The following is a 19,755-nucleotide window of genomic DNA, read 5'->3' on the forward strand; positions in this document are numbered from 1 at the left end:
GACGCGCATGGGCGATGGCCGACGGGTCCTACGGAACAAACAAGTCCGCCAGATAGGTTGGTTTGGCCTCTATCTCCGCATAGCGCCCGGTCTCCTTCGACCAGGCGACGTTCCCGGCGGTGAGCACGTGGAAGTCCCTGACACAGCGGAGCGTGTCGACGATGACGTCGTCGGCGAGGCCTGAACGCGCCAGCCGTTCGGGCAGGACCTGTTCGAGATCGAGGATGCGCTGGACGTATCCGGCCTGCATCACGGCCACTCGCTCCACCGCCTCCTGGAGGCTGCACTGGTGATGGTGGCAGATCACCGTGACGGCGTTGAACGCATAGTTGTGGGCGAGTTCCTTGGGCAGCGAGTAGAGATCGTTGATGCAGGCATTCGCGTAGATCACTGCCTCTCGCAGGTCCGCGAAGGCCGGGTTCGCATGCAGTTGGTCGGGCAGGTCCACACCGGAACCGATTTCCATCAGGTCCAGGACGGCATCGAATGCGAATGAGGCGCGGCGGTGGGCGAGATATTGCTGCAGGCCGGGTACACGCCCTTCCTCCCGATGAATCATGTCGGCCCGATAGCTGTCGAAATACCACAAAAGATGCGGGACAAATCTGCGCTGCCACATGGGAGAACGGACGGCCTTCGTACGGGACCACAGATCGGCCAGGGAACGCGCCAGTCGCCCAGCCGTAACCTTTCCGTCGAATACGGCGAACAGCGGCCCGAACGCCTCCCGCCACCGCTCGGGCTGGTAACCGCGCACCGGGTCGTCGTCGAACTGGTCGTCCAACTGGAACAGCCACGCGTTCCACAGGGTAATCAGGGTCAGCGCCTCCTGTGAGGCGTTCGGGCACAGCCACGCGGTGAGCCGGTCCACACGAGTACGCTGCACATGCCGACGCGCTTCCTCGGTGGGCACCAGACCGAACTCGTCCAACCAAGCCTCGGCGGCCGCCGTGGCCTCCTGGAGTTCCGGATTGAGCGCTGCCGGTATGGGTATGTAAAGGTCCGGCATACGGAAATTTCCCATACGTCAGCTCGCTTCTCGGTGATTCTCTGCCATTGGCGACATCCAGTGACATCGCCGCTCCATGCATGCCAAGGCCCGCATGGAGCATGCCCAGGCAATCCCCAGCCGCCGGTGTAAAATACCCTGCCCGTCGATGACGTTTCGACAGGTGTCTCGTTCCTTGGCGCTCTTTGCCTTTGCGCCGGGCAGCACTACAGACAGAACATTCGTTGGTCTGGGTACAAGTGCCCGGCGACTCAGGCGAGTTGAGGACCAGGCCGTGTGAGGCCTGGGTTCAGCTGCGGCGGCCGGGCCTGTTCAGACGAGCCAGGAGCAGAGCGACGTCGTCGCCCAGGCCGTGAGCCTTCTGCGTACCGGCAAGGAGGTCGTCGACAACGGTCTCCAGGTCCGCCGTGGGAGCCCCTCGCAGACCCTGGAGAAACCTCTCGATGCCCTGGTCGATGTCCTTGTTCACGGCCTCGAGCAGGCCGTCGGTGGTCAGCGCGAGCACGCTGCCCGGAGCGATGCGCAGGCGGGTGGTCGGGTACCGCTGCTCCCGGTCGATCCCCAGGGGGAGGCCGCCGGGGACCTCCAGGAGGCGCGGCGGCTTGCGGGGCGTGATCAGCGCTGGGGCTGGATGGCCCGCCCGGCACACCTGAAGCGTTCCGTCGGAGGGGGTGAGGGCGATGTAGCAGCACGTGGCGAACAGGGCCCTGTCCGGGTCGGTGTTCAGCTCGGCCAGCAGACGGTTGGTGCGTTCCAGGACGGCCGCGGGCGGGTGTCCTTCGTTCGCGTAGGCGTGCACGGCGGTGCGCAGCCGCCCCATGAGAGACGCGGCGTGAACGCTGTGTCCCTGCACATCTCCAATGACCAGAGCCACGCCGCCGTCGGGCAGGCTGATGGCGTCGTACCAGTCGCCACCGATCCACATGCCGGAGGTGGCGGCCTGGTAGCGGGCGGCGATGGTCACACCTGGCACCGTGAGCGGCCCGCGCGGCAGCATGCCGCGCTGGAGCTCGGTCGCGAGCGCGTGTTCCGACTCGTACATGCCGGCTCGCTCCAGTGACTGGGCGAGCAGTCCCATGGCGGCGACCAGGAGGGCCCGCTCCTCGGCCAGGAATTCCTGCGGCTCGGGAAAACTGACGAGGCAGGAACTGACGCGGCCGCGCGAGTCCGTGAGCGGCAGTGCCGCCCACGCCTGTCGGGCCGACTGCGCGAGCGGTGCCAGGCGGGGATAACCGGTGATCAGCGCGTCCACGGAGCCGATGAGGACGGGCGCCCTACGGTCGAGTGACTCCTCCACGAGCGTGCGGGCCGTGGCGTCGAGGGCTCGCATGGAGTCGTCACCCTGCTCGTCGTCGGCGCACGAGGCGATGACGGTCAGCCGGTCCCCCTCCGGGGCGATCACCGCCAGCGAGTCCGCTCCGAAGGTACACAATCCTGCCTGCGCGGCAGCCATGATGTCGTTGACCGTCACCGCGGCGGCCAGAGCCGCGGTCAGCTCCTGCATCCAGCGGTCACGGGTGGCGCGCTCGTACAGCCGCCGCCTCTCCGCTTCGTGGCGTTCATGGACGGCCGTGGTGTCCATGACCACTCCGACCATGCGGGCCGGCAGCCCGTCGGCGCCGGGCAGGACGCGGCCCCGGGCCTCCAGGGACCGGTGCCGGCCGTCGTCGGAGGTGACGCGGTACTCGATCTGGTAGTTGCCGCAGGATTCCGCTATCAGCCCCAAGGCATCGCGCACATCGGCCAGATCGGACTCGTGTACTGCGGCCAGGAAGCTCGAGATGTCCGACGGACCGTTCTCGGGCATGTCGTGCAGCGCGAGGGTGAGAGGGTCGCAGCTCACCTCGCCGGTGGCGATCTCCCAGCAGAAGAAACCCGCCTGCACGATGCTCGCGCTGGCCTGGAAGGTGCCGGGATCGGACTCATCCTCTCGGAATACGGCAGTACGCACCGCCCTGACATCTTTCACTGGATCTCCCTGCCGCGGCGTGAACTACGTCCCTCCGAGGAGCCGAACGTGCCCAACAGGATGGGCCACGCAGTGTAGTGGGCGGCCGATGGAAACCAGCCAGTGAGGCGACTCGAGAACCTGCGGCACTGCGACACCGTTCCCTCCTCATGTGAACGGGGCTCTTACAGCGGAGTGTGCTCCCGCCCTTCCAGGGAAGATCGCCGGACCGACCCGGCAGTGGCCGGATCGTGCGCATGGTAGTGACTTTCTGGATCTTGCGCTAGACGTCCCCCGGCAGGGCGAGCGAAGGCGTTCCTCCGCTCAGCCCACGCCGGTCGCTGAACGCCCGGCGCAGGTGGGTCCTGGCAGACGCCCGCCGCTTGATCTCGGGCGCCGAGATGGGCGCCCCAACCCATCCGGTGGGGTACTGCGGGATCGGCGGGACGGGGGTCAAGCTGAGTACCCCGTTCGAGACGAACTGGGGCGTCGTGCCCGACGGGGATCGCTGCCGCTCCAGAGCTCACGGAGTAACCTCGCAGAGAGCGAGCAACCGTCACCTCTCGGCCTTGGGGAGCTCGCTTTCGGTCCATGTTCTCCCTGACGGCACCCCCGTCCGGCCATGGGCCGGGACAGACCACCCGAAGCATCAGCACCGCCCGCCCGTTCAGCCGTGGACCGTGACCGGACGGTCCGCGCGCAGTTCGGCGAAGAGCCGGGCCGACTTCTCCTTGTCCCAGACGACGGCGCTGCCCTTGGAGGTGGCCAGGCGGGTGGTTGCGACGGGGACGTTGAGCTGTTTCCCGTTGCCCGCGGACACCGTGCGCATCGCCTTGAACAGATGGGTCAGCTGGGGCAGTCCGGTGGACTTGTCCACGATGAGGGTGTCCAGGCCCGCACCGGCCGTGCCGAACATGGCGGACGGGCTGAACAGGACGTCCCGGGACGCCGCCTTTACGGCCAGGGCGGCCAGGAACTTCTGCTGGTTGCGGGAGCGGCCGAGGTCGCCCTCCTTCTCCTGGTGGCGCTGGCGTACGAAGGCCAGCGCATCGCGGCCGTCCAGGGTGTGACAGCCCTTGGTGAGGTCGAGCCCGGACTTTTCGTCGACGATGTGCCGGTCCACGCACATGCGCACGCCACCGACCGCGTCCACGATGCCGACGAAGCCGGCGAAACCGATCTCGGTGTAGTGGTCGATTCGCAGGCCGGTGTTCGACTCGACGGTGCGGACGAGGAGTTCGGGGCCGCCGAGGGAGAACGCCGCGTTGAGTTTGTTCTTCTCCCGCTTGTGGTGGACGCCGGTCTTCGGGTCGACGTAGGCGGGGATGGTGACCCAGGAGTCGCGCGGCAGGCTGGTCAGCGTAGTGCCGTGGGCGCCGGTGTGCAGCACCATCATCGAGTCGGTGCGACGGCCCTCGGAGCCGATCGAGGAGCCGGTGTGCAGGTCCTTGGCCTGCTGCTCGCTCAGGCCCTCGCGGCTGTCGGAGCCCACGATCAGGTAGTTGGTGCCCTTGCCGGGGGCGGGCCGGTCCGGCAGCGCGGACAGGTCGACGTCGCTGTCGAGGCGGGAGTCCGCCCACACGTAGGTGCTCGCGCCGCCGAGCACGCCCAGCACGACCAGCAGGCAGAGCGCGCGCAGAACGCGGCGGAAGCGCGAGCGCGGCTGCCTCGGCCGGCGATCGCTGCGCTTGTATCCGCCGCCGTCGGCCGGCGGCCCGGCAGGCGCCGGCTCGTACGGGTCGTACGACGTCGGCGCGTACGGCTCGTAGGGCGTCGGCGCGTACGCGTCGTACGGGTCCTCGTGACCGAGGGGTATCGGGGTCAGCGGGCTGGAATTCAGGGTCGTCACCTCGTAACCGGCAGGCCGCGGCCGTCGGCCGCCTTGCCGATGTGCTGGGCCGCCGCGGCGGCGGTACCGGAACGGTGCATGCGCTGCCACTTCAACCGGCTGCCGCCCAGGAAGGCGACCACCGACTGGATGACCACGAGGTACATCAACTGCCGGTAGACCAGCAGCTGGAAGGGCAGCGCCCACAGCGTGCGGCGGCGCTCTCCGTCGAGTCGCAGGGCATACGCCGCCACGGCCATCTGCACGGCCAGAAAACCGATCCACGCAGCCATCGACTTCACCGGCGAGCTGGTGAACAGGGCGCTGTAGAGCATGAAGACGTCGATGACCGGCGCGAGCAGCGGCAGCATCACCTGGAAGAGGAAGAGGTACGACAGGCCACGCCGCCCGAACCGCCCGGCGGGCCCGACCTCCAGGACGGCCCTGCGGTGCTTCCACATCGCCTGCAGGGTGCCGTAGCACCAGCGGTAGCGCTGGCGCCACAGCTGCCGTAGCGAGGTGGGGACTTCGGTCCAGGCGATGGCGGTCTCCTCGTACACGACCCGCCAGCCGGCCCGCCACAGCGCCATCGTGAGGTCTGTGTCCTCGGCGAGGGTGTCCTCGCTGAGGCCGCCCACGCCCATGAGCGCGTCGAGCCGGAACGCGCCGATGGCGCCCGGCACGGTCGTCATGCACTCCAGAACCTCGAACATCCGGCGGTCCAGGTTGAACCCGAAGACGTACTCCAGGTGCTGCCAACGCCCGAGGAGGCGTTTGCGGTTGCCCACCTTGGTGTTGCCGCTGACAGCGCCGACCGCCGGATGGGCGAGCGGCTGGATGAGGCGCTGAATGGCGTCCGCCTCGAAGACGGTGTCCGAGTCGACCATCACGACATACGGGCAACGGGCATATTTCAGGCCGCGGTTGAGGGCAGCGGCCTTGCCCGCGTTGGACTGGCACACCACCTGCACGCGCGGGTCGCGGTGGGCGTACTCGTTCGCGATCTCCACGGTGCGGTCCGACGATCCGTCGTCGATCACGATGATCTGCAGCCGCTGGTGAGTGGAGGCGAGCAGCGAGCGCAGGGTGCCGCCGATCCCTGCCTCCTCGTTGTACGCGGGGACGAGCACGGTCACCGGGTCGCGGATCTCGCGCAGCCAGGGCGCGCCAGGACGGTACCGCTCCAGGCGTCTGACGTGCGCGCGGGCGAACAGGACCAGGACGAACAGGCGCAGCAGGCCGAGCCCAGCGGCGACGGTCAGCACCCAGGTGAGGGCAGCGACGAAGCTGCGGCCCAGCTTCTGGAACCAGATGAGCCCGGTGCCCAACCATCGTTCGGGCGTGGCCACTTCGGTCATGGCGGGCGCCTCGGTGTCGACGCCCTCGGAGATCGTGGCGAACCGACGGGCGTTCGGGTCGGTGAGCAGTTTGCCGGTCTCGCGGTAGGCGAGGGAGGTCTGGCTGAACTGGCGGACGACCCCGTCGGCGGGCTTGCGCCCGGACCGGTCCGCGGCGACCAGAAGGTAGCCGTCGGCCGAGGCGCTGCGCACGACGGGCCACTCGGCACCGCACAGGGTGGGGACGGTGGTGGTCAACGGCATCCGCAGCAGCGAGGTCCGGAAGCCGTCGGCGCCCGCGAACGCGCTTTGTGTGAGGCGGAGCTCAAGGGTGCTGCGCGCTGCGGAGGCGGCGCCGAGGTCGGCGCCGGTGTAGGTGTTGGAGCCGATCTCGTGCCCTTGCGCCCTGATCTGCCGGACGAGGTCGGGGTACTGGGCGGCCTTGGCGCCGCTGAGGAAGAAAGTGGCGTGCGCGTGGTGCTTCTTGAGCAGGGCCAGCAGTCGCGGGGTCCAGTACGGGTCGGGGCCGCCGTCGTAGGTGAGGGCGACGGTGCCCGCGGGCATCGAGGCCGACTTCACCCGATCGCCGTGCACCGCGAGGACGGGGCCGGCGTCAGTGGCGGCCTGGGGAACCGGCTCGGTGCAGGCCTGTTTGGTCCGGGAGCCGTCGACCTCGTTCTGTGTCCAGCCCTGGAAGAGCAGGGCTCCGAAGAGGATGGGCAGGGTGAGGGTGAGGAGCAGCCAATGCGCCCTCGGATCCCTCGCTTGCTTGTGCCGTGCCGCCATCAGGCGGCGCGCTCGGCATGGTTGTCCGGTTGGTTCAGACCTTGCTCCGGCGGCCGTACTGGCCACCCGTTCTTCACGTACCACTCACACATGAGGGGCGAGTGTATTGAATTCTTGGCCTGCGATTTGGGGCATTGCGAAACAACTGGGACCGATGCGAGAAGTGATATACAGCACACCTTCGGCATTGGGTGCAACCATTTGCCGTCCGGGCGACTCACCGCCGGCCGCCGTCGGGAGCGCGAGAGGGCGGGCGGGCGCATCGCCACCCGCCCGCCCCACTCACAGACCGTGATGCGCAATCACTTCCCGTAGTAAGCGGAGCGGAACGTCCAGCTCGCATCGATCCGGGTGGTGGCGGCCGCCACCTTCGCGCTGCGCCTGGCCGAGGTGGTCAGCTGGTACGCGGCGTCGCCCGACGGGACCTTGAACGTCTTGTCCCCGAACAGCGGGTCATCGTTCGCACCGACCTTGGTACCGCCCTGGTACAGCGTCGTGGCGACCGAGGCGAAGTCGGACGAGCCCGCGTGCGTCTTGCCGTCGGCGAACAGCGGCAGGTAGCCGTAGATCTCGTTGCCGTCGCGGAACAGGCCATCCTCGTCCTTGCCCGCGTACTGCGAGAAGTCCAGGACCCACTGGACCTGGTTGCCGGTCGACAAGTACAGGGTGCGCGCGCCGGACATGCTTGACCTTGGCGCTGGTCGCCACGTCGTACTCGGCGTCGCCGCCCTTGGCCCACTGCCCGAACCAGGTCTGCGACAGCAGCGTCACCGCGCCGGAGTCGGCCTGGGGCGCGGAGGCGGTTCTCGTCGTCGGCGACCCGTCCCAGGTCACGTACGAGCAGTTCCTGAAGGTCTTCTGGGAGTCCCACGACCCGCCCCAGGGTTTCCGCCAGGGCAACGACGTGGGCACGCAGTACCGCTCCGCGATCTACACGCACACCCCGGAGCAGGCCGCGGCGGCCGAGGCCTCCCGCACGGCCTACCAGAAGGTCCTCACGGCGTCCGGCCACGGCACGATCACGACGGAGCCGCTGCCCGCGGAGGGCCGTACGTTTCTGTCCGGCGGAGGGGTACCACCAGCAGTATCTTTCGGGCAGCAAAAACCCCCAGCGGGTACCGCGGGCTGGGCGGGCCGGGGCTCTCCTGCCCCGTCGGCATCGCGCCGGCACCAGAAGCCGCGGGCAAGTAGGCCGCCCCAGCAGCCGGGCGGCCGCCGCGGCGCTGATGGCGAGCGGTGGTCAGTACGCGTTGCGGCGGCGCAGTCCGAGGGGGCGGCCGTCCGGGTCGACGAGGAGGCGGTGCAGGGGGGTGCAGAGCGTCGTGGCCGTACGGGAAAGGGGCGGTGGGCGGTAGGTGCGCAGGCGGCCGGGGGGTCTGGGGCCGCGGCGGCCGCCTGCGTGCCAGGAGTCCAGTGCGGCGGCACTCGCCGCGAAGGCGTCGAAGGCGGTCGTGGGATCGCAGAGCGGGTCGGATGCCTGGGGAGTCCGGGGGGCTTGCGTGTCCAGGTGCTCGTGGGAGAGTTCCAGGCGCAGGTTCCTGGCGTAGCTGCGCGCGCCGTCCCCGAGGCCGCCGGGGTCGCGCGGCTCACGTGGGTCTGCGCTCTCGTCCAGGACGGCGCAGCTGAGTTCGGAGTCGTGGGTCCAGGAGCGGAGGTTGATGTTGTCGGATCCGACCGAGGCCCACACGTCGTCGATCACGCACGCCTTGGCGTGCACGTACACCGGTGTCCCGGCGTGGTTCTCCAGCCCGTACACCGCGACGCGCCCACCGCCGGCGCGGCGCAGCCTGTCCAGGGCCGCGATCCGGCCGATCAGGTTCATCGGCAGGGTGAGCGGGCCGTCCTGCTCGGGGAGGGACGGGATGACCGCGATCAGGCGCAGGCCGGAGTTTGCGGTCAGTGCCTCGGCGAAGAACTGCACCACGTGCGGAGACCACAGGTACTGGTCCTCCAGGTAGATCAGGGCCCGGGCCCGCCGCAGCGCTTTGCGGTAGCCGCGCGCGATGCTGCGCTCGCCGTCGGGGGCGAACTCGTAGCCGCGCAGCAGTCGGTTGGGGTAGGTGCGCAGGACCTGGACGGTGTGGGTACCGCAGGGCCGGGGGTCGGGCGCCTGGGGTGGCAGGGGGTCCGCGCGGGTGTCCTCGCGGTGTGCGAGCTCTCGCAGGCGGACGAGCGGGCTGCGGGTGAGCGGCGCCGGGTCCTCCCAGCGTTCCCGGAAGACGGCCTCGATGTCGCCGACGGCCGGTCCGCGTATCGCGAGCTGGATGTCGTGCCACGGTGGGCGCTGTCCGTACGCGGCGGCGATGGACTGTGACTGCGGGTCGCCGCGGTGCGTCGCATCGTCATGGCGGCTGTGGCACAGGTCGATGCCGCCGACGAACGCGATGTCGAGCTCCGGGCGGTCGGAATACCGGAGCACGACGAACTTCTGGTGGTGCGAGCCGCCGGGACGCACCCGCATGTCGAGCAGGTACTCGCCGCCCCCCGCTTCGACCGCCTCGCCGAGGTGGCGGTTCTCGGCCTCGCTGAACTGGAACCGGTCCAGGTGGGAGCGCCAGACCAGCCCTTTGACGATCACACCCCGCTCGGCCGCCTCGGACAGGACGGTGCCGATTTCGCTGCCGGGGCCGGCGAGGCGCTCGTCGGGGTCTCCCCGCCAGTCGGTGAACAGGAGCAGGTCTCCGGCGCGCTGCGCGCGGATCGCTCCGAGGAGTTCCCGGAAGTACGTCGCGCCGTGGATCAGGGGCCGCACCAGGTTTCCGCGCGACCAGGCCGTTCGATCCGGTCGGCGGGTGTCCAGACGTGTCGCGCTGTTGCCGCGTTCGCTCGAGGTCAGCAGCCAGTCGGTGAGTTCCACAGCCAGGTCCTCCAGCTCCGCCAGGTGGCCGGCGGCTCCGCCACGGACCGACGGCGGCTCAGCCCCCGCTCCCGTACGGCCGCGTGATGATCTCCAGGTTGTGGCCGTTCGGGTCGTCGAAGTAGGCGCCTCGGCCGCCGTCGTTGTGGTTGATCTCGCCGGGGCGGGAGTGGGCCGGGTCCGCCCAGTAGGTCAGGCCTGCGCGCTGGATGCGGGCGAAGATCGTGTCGAAGTCGGACTCCGAGACCAGGAAGGCGTAGTGCTGGGGGACTATGTCGCCGGGGGTGTCCATGTAGTCGAGGGTCACGCCGTTCGGTATCTCGACGGGGGCGAAGGGGCCGAAGAGCGGGCTCACCTCGAGGCCGAGCATGTCGGCGAGGAAGCGGGCCGACGCCTCCTTGTCGCGAGCGGCGACGATGGTGTGGTTCAGCTGGATCGTCACGGTGCGCCTCCTCCTGCGTCCTGGGCTCAAAGGCGGTCACTTCCCACGCTAGGGCCTGTCCGCTCGGGGGCACACAGTGTGTGGTTTCCCTCGCTGGTCGGCGGCCCGTGTCTGCTGTGGCTGCCGGGCCGCCGACCGGCGAGGTGAACGATCAGATCGTCGCGGTGTCGATCACGAACCGGTACCGGACGTCGCTCGCCTGCACCCGCTCGTACGCCTCGTTGATCTGGTCGGCGCGGATCAGTTCGATCTCGGCGCCGAAGCCGTGCTCGGCGCAGAAGTCGAGCATCTCCTGGGTTTCCTGGATGCCGCCGATACCGGAGCCGGCGAGGCTCTTGCGGCCCATGATCACCGAGAACAGGTTGAGCGAGACGGGATCCTCGGGCGCGCCCACGTTCACGAAGGCGCCGTCCGTCTTCAGCAGGGACAGGTACGTGTCGAGGCCCAGCGGAGCCGACACCGTCGACAGGATGATGTCGAACGAGCCCGCGAGCTCCTCGAAGGTCTTCGGGTCGCTGGTGGCGTAGTAGTGGTCGGCGCCCAGCTTCAGGCCGTCGTCCTTCTTGCGCAGGGACTGGGACAGCACCGTCACCTCCGCGCCGAGCGCGTGCGCGATCTTGACGGCCATGTGGCCCAGGCCACCCATGCCGACGATCGCGACCCTCTTGCCGGGGCCGGCGTTCCAGTGCTTCAGCGGGGAGTACGTGGTGATGCCGGCGCACAGCAGCGGCGCGGCGACGTCGAGGGACAGGCCGTCCGGGATGCGTACGACGTAGTTCTCGTCGACGACGATCTTCTGCGAGTAGCCGCCGTAGGTCGGCTCGCCGTTCTTGTCGAGGGCGTTGTACGTGCCGATCATGCCGCCGCCGGTGCAGTACTGCTCCAGGCCGGCCTTGCAGTTGTCGCACTCGCGGCAGGAGTCGACCATGCAGCCGACGCCCACGCGGTCGCCGACCTTGTACTTGGTCACGCCGGAGCCGACCTCGGAGACGACGCCCGCGATCTCGTGGCCGGGGACCATCGGGAAGATCGCCTCGCCCCAGCCCTCCTGGGCCTGGTGGATGTCGGAGTGACAGATGCCGGCGAACTTGATGTCGATCAGGACGTCGAACTCGCCGACCGGCCGACGCTCGATGGTGGTGCGCTCCAGCGGAGCCTTGGCGGCGGGTGCGGCGTACGCAGCAACAGTGGTCATGCCGGGGTTCTCCTAAGGGGGGTCCGTGCCCGGCTGCCTTCCGACCGGGCACGGGATCCAGCGTGCCGCCGTTTTCCGCATTCACCCAGGCCACGGCTTTGCGTACGTTTGCTGTTCCTACCACTGGCGGGGTCAGGCTCCTGTGCGTACGACGGGGAATACTGGACGCATGGACGAACAGCGCGACCCCGCACACGAGCCCCGCAGGGGCCTGGACCGGCGCGCCGAGCTCAGCGAGTTCCTGCGCACCCGGCGTGCCCGGCTGAAGCCGGAGGACGTGGGGCTGCCCGACTTCGGGCGGCACCGCCGGGTGCCCGGCCTGCGCCGCGAGGAGCTGGCGCAGCTCGCCGGAGTGTCCGTGGCGTACTACACACGCCTGGAGCAGGGCAACGGGCAGAACGTCTCGGCGGAGGTGCTCGACTCCATCGCCCGCGCCCTGCGCCTGACCGGCGCCGAGCATGCGCACCTCACGCACCTGGCGAAGCCGAAGCAGCACAAGAAGAAGCCGGCCGCGCGGGCCCAGCAGGTGCGGGTCGCGCTGCGGCAGCTGCTGGACTCGATCGACGGTGTCCCGGCGTACATCGTGGGGCGCCGCTCGGACCTCCTGGCCTGGAACCGGATGGCCGCGGCGCTCTTCGGTGACTGGGCGAAGCTGCCGCCGCAGGAGCGGAACTGGGCGCGGCTGGTGTTCCTGAACCCCGCCTACCGCGAGCTGTTCGTGGAGTGGGACCAGAAGCAGTCCGACATGGTCAGCTTTCTGCGCATGGACGCCGGCTGCCATCCGGACGACCCGCGACTGTCCGCCCTGGTCGGCGAACTCTCCCTCAAGAGCGAGGAGTTCCGGCGGCTGTGGGCCAGGCATGACGTCAAGGAGAAGAGCCACGGCGTCAAGCGCCTGAGGCATCCGCTGGTCGGTGACCTGACGCTGTCCTTCGAGACGTTCCGCATGATCGACGACGTCGAGCAGTCGCTGGTCACCTACCACGCGGAGCCGGGCTCGCCATCGGCGGAGGCGCTGCGCCTGCTGGCGAGCTGGGGTGCGGATGCGACCCGGGCGAGCGGGGCGGCTTCTGCGCCGTCGGCGGGTTAGACAGCGGGCCTGAACAGCCGCCTCGTTCTCAACGGAAACGCGGAAAGCCCGCCGGAAGCTGTATCTTCCGGCGGGCTTTCACCAACGGCTCACTTGCCGTAGTACGCGTTGTAGATCGAGATCGTCGACTTGTTGTTCTGCTTGTCGGTGATCTTGGCGTGGAAGGAGATCGCCTTTCCCTTCTCCGGGTTCTTGAAGGTGATCTTGCCGTTCTTCACGGTGACCTTCTTCCAGGTCTGCCCGTAGTCGTACGACACCCACACGCCCAGCGCCTTGAGGTTGCTGCCCTTGGCGGAGCCCTCGACGGTGACCGGGACGGTGGCCGTGCGGCCGGCCGTGACCTTGCTGGCCAGGTCGGTCGTGGCGTTGAAGCGGACGGTGGACGCGGGGAGCTTGGCCATGTCGGTGGTCGGCTTCTTCGAGCGGAACGTCCAGCTCGCGTCGATCCGGGTGGACGCGGCGGCGACCTTGGTCGTCCGCTTGACCGAGGTGGTCAGCTTGTACTCGGCGTCGCCGGACGGGACCCTGAACGCCTTCTCGCCGAACAGCGGGTCGTCGTGCGTGCCGACCTTGGTGCCGTTGCGGTACAGGGTCGTGTTCACCGAGGTGAACAGCGACGAGCCCGGGTGCTGGGAGCCGTCGGCGAACAGCGGCACATAGCCGTAGATGTCGTTGCCCTCGCGGAACAGACCGAACTCACTGTTCAGGTGCGGACCGAAGACCGCCTTGTTGAAGGTCTGCGAGTACGACTTGCCCGCCGTGAACTTCTTCAGGTCGCTCAGCGTGTAGAACGCCTCGGAGATCGGGTAGCCGTTCGCGTCCTTGCCGCCGAGCTGCTCGAAGTCGAACGACCACTCGATGCCGTCGACCGTCGACAGGTACACCGTGCGCGAGCTCGGCAGCTTCTGCTCCACCGGGGTGCCCACCACGAACTCCTCGGGGAAGAGACCCCAGGGGGTGAGTGCGCCGGTCTTGCCGGGGGTGGCGGCGCCGAGGTTGTTCTTCACGGTGGCCAGCTCGCTCGCCTTGAAGTGGCGGACCTTGTCGCCCTGGATCTTCTTGACCGGGGCGGTGGTCGCCACGTCGTACTCGGCGGTGGTGCCCTTGGTCCACTGGCCGTGCCAGGTCTGGGTGAGACCGCTCGCGATCTCGCCGCCCAGGTGGCCCATGCGCAGGTCGGCGAAGGAGGTGGCGCCGACGCCGAAGCCGCCCGCGGCGTCGTAGGCGTAGCTGATCATCGCGGAGTGGGGCTTGGCGGCGGCGTCCGGCACCGTGATGTCGGCCGTCTTGGTCTTGCGCGCGTCGATCGTCACCGAGGTGTTCTTGGTGACGGTCAGCCGGGGCTGGACCAGCCAGTCGAGGCCGCCCTCCAGGTTCACGAAGTCCTTGGCGACCCAGGCGTCCAGCAGGTACGTGCCCTTGGGGATGCGCAGGGTCGTCGTGCCGGACGCGGCGATCGGAACCTGGTAGCCGCGGCCGTTGCCGAGGCCCGAGTAACCCATCAGCGCGGTGTTGTAGTCGTCGGTCGGCTGCCCGTCCCGGCCGATGTGCTTGACCGTGACGTCGTACGACTCGATCTCACGCTGCACGGCGGCGGCCGTACGGACGCTCTGCCCGCCGCCCGTCGCGGTGACGTACGCGGAGTAGGCGCCGTCGAGAGTGCCGCCCAGCTTGGTGTTCACGGTCAGGTCGACGGAGGCCTTGCCGCCCGCCGGGACGGTCACCTTGGTCGCGCCGAGCTTGAAGAAACCGGCCGGGGCGGCCTCACCCTTGGGGTTGGTGGCGGTCGCCTTCAGGTCCAGCGTGACGTCGGCCGTGCCGAGGTTGCGGTACGTCAGCTGCTCGGTGACCGGGGTGTCGTCGGTGTGCGGCCACTGCTGGACGCCGAAGCTCACCGAGACCGGGTCGGCGATCACCGTCTGCTCGACGGCCTTGTCGACCTGGATGCGGCCCGAGCCCTGCTCGAACGGCGTGTAGGCGCCGCCCTTGGTGGAACCGGTCAGCGCGCCCTTGATCTCGGCGTACGTCCAGTCCGGGTGCTGCTGCTTGAGGATCGCGGCGGCGCCCGCGACATGCGGGGTCGCCATCGACGTACCCGAAATGGTCAGGTACCCGGCCGGGTTCTCGCCGACCTCCTGCTCGATGACGCTGCCCTTGGCGGAGGCCGCGGTGATGTCCACGCCGGGCGCGGTGACGTCCGGCTTGACGGCGCCGTCGCCGACGCGCGGGCCGGTGCTGGAGAAGTCGGCCAGCTTGTCCTGGTCGTCCACGGCACCGACGGTGAGCGCGGCGTCCGCCGAGCCCGGCGAACCGACGCTCTCCGGGCCGGAGTTGCCGGCCGCGATGGCGAAGAGGATGCCCTTCTCGGCGGAGAGCCGGTTGACGGCCGCCTCCAGCGGGTCGACATCCGGGGTGTCCATGCCGCCGAGGCTGAGGTTGACGACGTCGGCGCCCTGCTCGGCCGCCCACTCCATGCCGGCGAGGATGCCGGAGTCGTCGCCGAAGCCGCTGTCGTCGAGGACCTTGCCGTTGAGGATCTCGGCTCCGGGGGCGACGCCCTTGAACTTGCCGCCCGCCTTGTCACCGGTGCCGGCCGCGATGGACGCGACATGCGTGCCGTGGCCGTACTTGTCGCTCGCGTCGGCGGCGGTGGTGAAGTTCTTGGACGCGGTGACCTGCGACTTCAGGTCCGGGTGGGTGGCGTCCACGCCGGTGTCCAGCACAGCGATCTTCACGCCCTTGCCGTCGTAGCCGGCGGCCCATGCCTTGGGGGCGCCGATCTGCGGCACGGATGTGTCGAGGGTGACCTTGCGGACGCCGTCGAGCCAGATGTGCGCGATGCCGGAGACGGCCTTGTCGCCGTTGGTGACGGCGTCCCACAGCTCGGGCGCGTCCTTGTGCGCGGTCTGCACGGCGTCCGCGTTGAGGGACTCGAGGCTCTGCCGGAGGGTGCCGGCGTCACGGACGTCGGCCTTCGCGGCGGTGGCGGCGCCCTTGTAGCCGACGATGACCTTCAGGCCCTTCTTCTGGGCCTTGCGGGTCGTGGACTTGTTCAACTCGGTGATGTCGAACAGCCGCTGGTCCAGCTTGCCGGTGGCGACCAGACGGGCCGCGTCCGCGGGTATGACGAGGGTGTGTCCCTCGGTCTTGCGGATCTGTACGGGTATGTGCTCACGCCCTTCGGCCCGTTCCAGGCCTACGACCCGCCCCTTGGCGTCCACGCTGACCCGGTCACCGGTGATCAGGGTGATGCGGTGGTGGGACGTGAGCTTCGCAGCGCCGGTCGGGCGCTGCTCCGGCTTCGCCGACGCCGGGCTGGTCAGTCCCGCGGCGAGGGCGACGGCGGCCGCGGTGGCGACCGCGGCGGCACCGGCTCTCTTCACTTGTCTGCGCAAAACTCCCCCTGGAGTTGAGGAACCGGGCGAATTCCCCGTTCACCCGGCCGAGGGTCGTTCCGCACACCTGCGCGTGCACCCCCCGGAAACACGCAGTATGCCGGGGGGTGATCAGACACCTCAATAGAACGTTCCGTTACGAGTTCGCCATAGGTACGGAAGCGGTCAGGAGTTGGCGTTCTCCTTTACGCTGATCCGTCCCTTGCGGATCGTCGCCAGCCGCGGGGCCTTCTTCGCGATCGAGGAGTCGTGGGTGACCATGATGAACGTCAGCCCGAGCTCCTTCCACATGCGCTCCAGTACGTCCATGATCTCGTCGCGCATCGACTCGTCGAGGTTTCCCGTGGGTTCGTCGGCGAGCAGCACCTTCGGCTGCTTCACCAGCGCACGGGCGATCGCGACGCGCTGCTGCTGACCGCCGGACATCTCACCGGGCAGATGCCCGAGCCGCTCGCCGAGTCCGACCGACTTCAGCGCCTCGGCGGCCCGTTCGCGCCGCTCCTTCCCCTTCACTCCGAGGGGTACGAGGGCGGTCTCGACGTTCTCCTGAGCGGTGAGCGTCGGGATGAGGTTGAAGCTCTGGAAGACGAACCCGATGTTCTCGCTGCGCACGGTGGTGAGCTTGGCCTCGGACAGCCGCGCCAGATCGGTCCCGTCGAGCACCACCTCACCGGAACTGGGCCGGTCCAGCCCACCCAGCATCTGCAGCAACGTGGACTTCCCACCACCGGTGGGGCCCTGGATGACCAGCCGGTCCCCGTCGGCGATGGTGAGATCGACGCCGTCGAGAGCGTGGACGGTCTCCTTGCCGCGGGTGTAGCGCTTGGTGACGGCCTTCAGTTCGTACATGGTGGCAACTCCTGGGAGAGGTAAGGGCAGTGGGCGCAGCTGCGAGCCGCGAACGGCATTCGGCTACTCGACACGCCGCAACGCATCCGCCGGCCGCAACCGCGACGCCCGCCACCCACCGAACGCGCCGGCGACGAGCCCACCGGTCACCGCAAGGCCGACCGCGAGGGCAATGGTCGTCACGCTGACCGGCGCGGTGAGCGCGACATCCAGCGTCCGGGACGCCGCCTCGCGCCCGGGCCCGCCACCGAAGCCGCCGGGCCCTCCGCCACCGTTCATACCGCCACCCCCCGCGCCGAGCTCCGCCTGCAACGTAGGACTGACCGCGGTGACGGCATACGCCCCCGCCAGCCCGACCGCGATACCGAGCGCACCGCCCACCAGACCGCTGACGACGGCCTCCCCGACCACCTGCCGGGTCACCCGCCCCGACCGCCAGCCCAGCGCCTTCAGCGTGCCGAACTCCCGCACCCGCCGGGACACCGCCGACGACGTCAGCAGCCCGGCCACCAGGAACGCCGCCGCGAGCACCACGACCGACAGCCACTTGCCCACGCTCGTTGCGAGATCGGACGCGGTGGACAGCGAGCCGGACACGGTCTCCGCAAGGTCCGCGGAGGTCGTCACGGTCGTACCGGAGATGTTCTTCTGGATCGCCGACTTGACGGCGTCGATCCGCTGCGAGTCGGTCGCCTTGACGTAGATCGTGGTGACCTTGTCCGCCGAGTCGCTGAGCGTCTGTGCCTGCTTCAGCGGGATGTAGAGGTTGGCCGCCGCGTCCCCGCTCTCCGGCGTGGCGATGCCGATGACCTCGTACTTGACGTCCTTGACGGTGACGGTGTCGCCGAGGGCGAGCTTTTTCTCCTTGGCGTAGGAGGCGTCGGCGACGACCACCTTGGCGTTGGTCTCGGACGCCTTGAAGACACGGCCACTGGTGATCTTCGAGGAGGTCAGCGGGCCGAGCTCGGGCTCGGTGACGTCGGTGCCGTAGACGGAGTAGCTGTTGACGTCGAAGTCGGCGCCGCCGCCCTGGACGCGGCCCTCGGGCTGGCCGGTGCCGCCGCCGGGGGCGCCGCCCGGCTGCTCGCCGCCGTCCTGCTGGAACTGACCGCGCGTGAACTGGCCGCTGACCTTGATGACCTGCAGGCTCAGTCCGCCGACGGCGTCCGACACACCGTCCTGCGCGCCGACCTTGCTCACGGTCGAGCTCGACAGCGTCTCGAAGCCCTGGACCATGACCCGGTCGCTGCTCTGCTCCTCGTCGGAGTCGCCGTCCTGCGCGTCGAACCGGAAGCGGGGCCGCTGCGCCTGGCCCTCCTCCTGGGCGGCGGCCGCCTTGGTGACGGTCATGTCGGTGCCGAGCCCGTACAGGGACTGCAGGACCTTGTCCTGGGCCTTGCCCATGCCGGAGGAGACGGAGCTGACCACGATGACCAGCGCGATACCGAGCGCCAGTCCGGAGGCGACGACGAGGGCCGCCTTTCTGCGGCGGCGCAGTTCGCGCCTCAGATAGGTGAAGAACATGCGCCGCAAGTTAGGGACGCACCGTGATGGCGGCATAAGGCCGGCATAAGAGAAGGATGAGAAGGCTGTGCCGGTCCTTGGAACCGGCCCGTAAGCCCTTGGAACAGGCCCCTGAAACCTGTGAAAACACGAATGCCGCCTCCGAGGGGCGGCATTCGCGGCGTATCAGAGGGCGCGTCAGATGGCGGAGCCCGCCTTCCACTGCGCCCAGTCCATGTTCCAGCCGTTCAGGCCGTTGTCCGGCGCGATCGTCTTGTCGCCGGTGTTCTGGACGACCACGACGTCACCGACGATCGAGTTGTTGTAGAACCAGGCGCCCTCGGTCTTCGGGTCGTTGGCACCCTTGGTGTCGTTCAGGCCGACACACCCGTGGCTGGTGTTGACGCTGCCGAAGACGGAGTCGGCGCCCCAGTAGTTGCCGTGGATGAAGGTGCCGGACGTGGACAGGCGCATGGCGTGCGGGACGTCCTTGATGTCGTACTCGCCCTTGCCGTCGTCGTCGGTGAAGCCGACCGTCGCGCCGTTCATCCGGGTCTCCTTGAACTTCTCGGAGATCACCATCTGGCCCTCGTACGTCTTGTTCTCGGGCGAGCCGGCGGAGATCGGGATGGTCTTGACGACCTTGCCGTCCTGCGTGACCTTCATCTGCTTGGTGTTCGCGTCGACGTAGGAGACCTGGTTGCGGCCGATGGTGAAGGTGACCGTCTTCTGCTGGACGCCGTAGACACCCTCGGCGCCCTCGACGCCGTCGAGCGCCAGCTTCAGCGTGACGGTGGAGCCTTCCTTCCAGTAGTCCTCGGGCCGGAAGTCGAGCCGGTTGGCGTTGAACCAGTGGCCGACGACCTCCTGGCCGCTGCTGGTGGAGACGGTGATGCCCTTCTGGACGTCCACCTTGTTGGTGATCGCCTTGTCGAAGTTGATCGACACGGGCATGCCCACACCGACGGTGGCGCCGTCGTCCGGCGTGAAGGTGCCTATGAAGCTGTTGTCCGGCGAGACCGTGGTGAAGGAGGCGTTCTCGTGGGCCTCCCGGCCCTCGGAGTCCTGCGCGGTCGCCGCGACCTTGTACGTGGTGGAGCGCTCCAGCTGGACGGTGGGCTTCCAGCTCTTCTTGTCAGCGGAGATCTCGCCCTCGACGGCGGTGCCGTCGGACGTGGTCATCGTCACCTCGGTGAGCTTGCCCTTGCTCACGGTGACGGCGGCGGAGTTGTTGATGGAGGCGTTGGCCGAGCCGTCCTTCGGCGTGATCTCGATCTGGGCTTGGGAGCTCTTCTGGGCCGCTGCCTCGTCGACCTTGGCCTGCGAGGTGTCGTTGCCGCTGTCGCTTCCGGAGGCCTCGTTGCCGCCGGAACACGCCGAGAGCACCAGCACACTGCCGAGCAGTGCGGACGCGGCCCTCAGGCCCTTGCGCCGCTTACTGTCCGTTATCACACGCTTCTCCATCGTTGCCGATTCCCCGAAAACCCCGAGAGTCCCCGTTAAGAACTTTCAACGC

The 19,755-nt window shown here is 68.8% G+C and carries 13 protein-coding genes and 1 pseudogene; 2 read left to right on the plus strand and 12 right to left on the minus strand.

Annotated elements, in window-relative coordinates; genetic code table 11:
- Nucleotides 1–28: 28 nt before the first annotated feature.
- The 5 genes from ACFV7R_RS14645 to ACFV7R_RS14665 form a co-directional block, all read right to left on the minus strand.
- Nucleotides 29–1,009: a hypothetical protein gene (locus tag ACFV7R_RS14645; RefSeq protein ID WP_385263564.1), complete on the minus strand. Its 981-nt coding sequence runs from the start codon at nucleotides 1,007–1,009 to the stop codon at nucleotides 29–31.
- A gap of 289 nt (nucleotides 1,010–1,298) precedes the next feature.
- Nucleotides 1,299–2,960 (minus strand): SpoIIE family protein phosphatase, encoded by a 1,662-nt coding sequence (locus ACFV7R_RS14650; RefSeq protein ID WP_385263566.1) that lies wholly within the window; start codon nucleotides 2,958–2,960, stop codon nucleotides 1,299–1,301.
- A 664-nt stretch (nucleotides 2,961–3,624) separates the two neighbouring features.
- Complete coding sequence (locus tag ACFV7R_RS14655) at nucleotides 3,625–4,806, minus strand: LCP family protein (protein WP_385263567.1); 1,182 nt, start codon at nucleotides 4,804–4,806, stop codon at nucleotides 3,625–3,627.
- On the minus strand, nucleotides 4,803–6,908 hold the full coding sequence (locus ACFV7R_RS14660; protein ID WP_385263569.1) for a bifunctional polysaccharide deacetylase/glycosyltransferase family 2 protein: 2,106 nt from the start codon (nucleotides 6,906–6,908) through the stop codon (nucleotides 4,803–4,805). The genes ACFV7R_RS14655 and ACFV7R_RS14660 overlap by 4 nt, the downstream gene beginning before the upstream one ends.
- Nucleotides 6,909–7,210: 302 nt before the next feature.
- Entirely contained in the window at nucleotides 7,211–7,591 is a 381-nt protein-coding gene (locus ACFV7R_RS14665; RefSeq protein ID WP_385263570.1) for a hypothetical protein, read from the minus strand.
- Between the two features lie 113 nt (nucleotides 7,592–7,704).
- Here ACFV7R_RS14665 and ACFV7R_RS14670 point away from each other — a divergent pair.
- Nucleotides 7,705–8,099 (plus strand): annotated as a pseudogene (locus ACFV7R_RS14670) (peptide-methionine (S)-S-oxide reductase); the annotation flags it as partial.
- A gap of 49 nt (nucleotides 8,100–8,148) precedes the next feature.
- On the opposite strand, the gene ACFV7R_RS14675 reads toward ACFV7R_RS14670, so the two are convergent.
- The 3 genes from ACFV7R_RS14675 to ACFV7R_RS14685 form a co-directional block, all read right to left on the minus strand.
- The gene (locus ACFV7R_RS14675) at nucleotides 8,149–9,765 is read right to left on the minus strand and encodes a phospholipase D family protein (RefSeq protein WP_385263571.1); all 1,617 of its coding nucleotides are present in this window, start codon (nucleotides 9,763–9,765) and stop codon (nucleotides 8,149–8,151) included.
- A gap of 58 nt (nucleotides 9,766–9,823) precedes the next feature.
- A complete protein-coding gene (locus ACFV7R_RS14680) occupies nucleotides 9,824–10,207 on the minus strand; it encodes a VOC family protein (protein ID WP_385263572.1) in 384 nt (127 codons plus the stop codon).
- A gap of 151 nt (nucleotides 10,208–10,358) precedes the next feature.
- Entirely contained in the window at nucleotides 10,359–11,402 is a 1,044-nt protein-coding gene (locus ACFV7R_RS14685) for an NAD(P)-dependent alcohol dehydrogenase (RefSeq protein ID WP_385263573.1), read from the minus strand.
- A gap of 169 nt (nucleotides 11,403–11,571) precedes the next feature.
- Between ACFV7R_RS14685 and ACFV7R_RS14690 the strand changes: the two genes are divergently transcribed.
- Entirely contained in the window at nucleotides 11,572–12,492 is a 921-nt protein-coding gene (locus ACFV7R_RS14690) for a helix-turn-helix transcriptional regulator (RefSeq protein ID WP_385263575.1), read from the plus strand.
- 89 nt (nucleotides 12,493–12,581) lie between these two features.
- Here ACFV7R_RS14690 and ACFV7R_RS14695 read toward each other — a convergent pair whose 3' ends face one another.
- The 4 genes from ACFV7R_RS14695 to ACFV7R_RS14710 form a co-directional block, all read right to left on the minus strand.
- Nucleotides 12,582–15,875 carry a S8 family serine peptidase gene (locus ACFV7R_RS14695; RefSeq protein ID WP_385263576.1) on the minus strand — a complete coding sequence of 1,098 codons (3,294 nt, stop codon included), beginning with the start codon at nucleotides 15,873–15,875 and terminating at the stop codon, nucleotides 12,582–12,584.
- A 177-nt stretch (nucleotides 15,876–16,052) separates the two neighbouring features.
- The gene (locus ACFV7R_RS14700) at nucleotides 16,053–16,736 is read right to left on the minus strand and encodes an ABC transporter ATP-binding protein (protein WP_385263577.1); all 684 of its coding nucleotides are present in this window, start codon (nucleotides 16,734–16,736) and stop codon (nucleotides 16,053–16,055) included.
- A gap of 63 nt (nucleotides 16,737–16,799) precedes the next feature.
- Nucleotides 16,800–18,260, minus strand: coding sequence for an ABC transporter permease (locus ACFV7R_RS14705; RefSeq protein WP_385263578.1), 1,461 nt, complete (start codon nucleotides 18,258–18,260; stop codon nucleotides 16,800–16,802).
- A gap of 177 nt (nucleotides 18,261–18,437) precedes the next feature.
- Nucleotides 18,438–19,703 carry an Ig-like domain-containing protein gene (locus tag ACFV7R_RS14710; RefSeq protein WP_385263579.1) on the minus strand — a complete coding sequence of 422 codons (1,266 nt, stop codon included), beginning with the start codon at nucleotides 19,701–19,703 and terminating at the stop codon, nucleotides 18,438–18,440.
- Nucleotides 19,704–19,755: the final 52 nt, after the last annotated feature.

Origin of the sequence: Streptomyces sp. NPDC059866, from assembly GCF_042731325.1 — a bacterium.
Classification (GTDB): Bacteria; Actinomycetota; Actinomycetes; order Streptomycetales; family Streptomycetaceae; genus Streptomyces; species Streptomyces flavusporus.